Origin of the sequence: Microcoleus sp. BR0-C5 (assembly GCF_036705045.1) — a bacterium.
Classification (GTDB): Bacteria; Cyanobacteriota; Cyanobacteriia; order Cyanobacteriales; family Microcoleaceae; genus Microcoleus.
Map to the genome: position 1 here is coordinate 1 of NZ_JAUBTR010000179.1, position 2,089 is coordinate 2,089.

General features: G+C 44.3%; 2 protein-coding genes and 1 pseudogene. All 3 read right to left on the reverse strand.

Translation table 11 applies throughout. The features are described from left to right. Window positions 1-225: 225 nt before the first annotated feature. A complete protein-coding gene (locus QUB08_RS31695; RefSeq protein ID WP_333230235.1) occupies window positions 226-1,029 on the reverse strand; it encodes a calcium-binding protein in 804 nt (267 codons plus the stop codon). A 73-nt stretch (window positions 1,030-1,102) separates the two neighbouring features. Next, window positions 1,103-1,291 (reverse strand): annotated as a pseudogene (locus QUB08_RS31700) (bifunctional 5,10-methylene-tetrahydrofolate dehydrogenase/5,10-methylene-tetrahydrofolate cyclohydrolase); the annotation flags it as partial. Window positions 1,292-1,439: 148 nt separating this feature from the next. Continuing rightward, the coding region (locus tag QUB08_RS31705) for a calcium-binding protein (RefSeq protein ID WP_333230237.1) at window positions 1,440-2,089 on the reverse strand (650 nt) is incomplete at its 5' end.

Sequence of the window (2,089 nt, forward strand, 5' to 3'; positions counted from 1 at the left end):
ACAGCATTAAAATCAACATCTCCGGCCAAACGACTCGTACCGTCTGGATTGACGACGCGGTTAATACCGACATCAATATAGTCAATTTTTACACGACTCATAGTAGTAAGCTGCGAAATACGCACCTTACTACTAGCGTTTCTGCGTAAGCCTTGTAAATATCAGGAGTTAATTTGTGGCTAACAATATGATAAGTTTGTCATGCCACCAGTGATTGTCCTGAACTTAGAAACCCTGAACGGAAACAATCCTGCTTTGTAGTTCATTAGGCGTTACATCCTGTACAAAACCTAAAATCGCGTTAGAATTCTTGACTCTGATTAGAGTTCCTGAATAAACTCCCGTAATTCCGCTTCTGGGTTGAGCTCCTGAAGCAGGTTCGCTAAGTGCGCCGAGCGGACCTGGAGGGAGTATTGGTTGTAAAGCTTGCGGCCCATCGAACGTATATGTTAATGCCACATTCTGTACTGGCTCCAACACTATATCATTGACCGTTAAGTCACTCGCTAATCCAATGCGATCAAAATCAGGATCGAAACGTTCGATTATATCACTAGAATTGATATCTGTAGTGGCAGGATCTATTCCCAGAACGCATAAATTATTATTGTCCAACCCACACTCGAAGAAGTCTCTGCCCAAGCCGCCAACCAAAGTGTTATTCCCCTGTCCGTCGGATAACAAATCATTGCCTCTCCCCCCCCATAAAATATCATCGCCAGGGCCTCCAAGAAGCCTATCAGCATCTAGACCACCGCTGAGGGAGTCATTCCCCTCGTCTCCAAACAAGGCATCTTTTCCTTTTCCCCCAAATACAGAATCGTTGCCTGCAGAACCTCTGAGAATATCTTCCCCTTGATTTCCCAGGATTAACTCGCTAGCCCCTGAGCCATGTACTGTATCATCGCCATCGAGGGTCCAAGCTCCTAAAGGGAAGTTGGTTAGATCCCCAAGAAAAAGTTGAATGAATTCCGAGGTGGTGTCGCCAATTAAGCGCAATGTCCCTGACGCATCCGGTTTTAAAGCCATAGTTAAAATCTTTGTCTGTTGGTAGATTACTAACCCTACTTGAGCCAATACTGGCTCACAAGTGGGTCATAATTCAATTAGAACCGTATTCAATATAACTCGAAACGGTATTTTCCAACAGCATAGCAACAGTCATCGGCCCGATTCCTCCCGGCACCGGCGTGATAAATGCGGCTACTGTTTTAACAGCATTAAAATCAACATCTCCGGCCAAACGACTCGTACCGTCTGGATTGACGACGCGGTTAATACCGACATCAATATAGTCAATTTTTACACGACTCATAGTAGTAAGCTGCGAAATACGCAGCTTACTACTAGCGTTTCTGCGTAAGCCTTGTAAATATCAGGAGTTAATTTGTGGCTAACAATATGATGAGTTTGTCAGACCATCAGTAATTATCCTGAACTTAGAAACCCTGAACGGAAACAATCCTGCTTTGTAGTTCATTAGGCGTTACATCCTCTACAAAACCTAAAATCGCGTTAGAATTCTTGACTCTGATGAGAGTTCCTGAATAAACTCCGCTAATTCCGCTGAGAAAAGCTGGAGGGAAGAATGCTTGTAAAGCTTGCGGGAAATCGAACCTAACTGTTACTGTCACATTCTGTAGTAGCTCCAACACTATATCATTGACCGTTAAGTCACTCGCTAATCCAATGCGATCAAAATCAGGAGAAAAACGTGTGATCCAATCACTAGAATTGATATCTGTAGTGGCAGGATCTATTCCCAGAATGCATAAATTATTGCCCAACTCACAATTTAATAAGTCTCTGCCCAAGCCGCCAACCAAAGTGTTATTCCCCTCTCCGCCGCCTAAAAGATCATTGCCTCTACCCGCAAATAAAATATCATCGCCCGGGTCTCCCGTAAGGAAATCAGCATCTAGACCACCACTGAGGCAGTCATTTCCCTCATTTCCATACAGGGCATCTCTTCCTTTTCCCCCAAATACAGAATCGTTGCCTGCAAAACCTGTGAGAAAATCTTCCCCTTCATTTCCCAGGATTAACTCGCTAGCCTCTGAGCCATCTACTGTATCGTCGCCATCGAGCG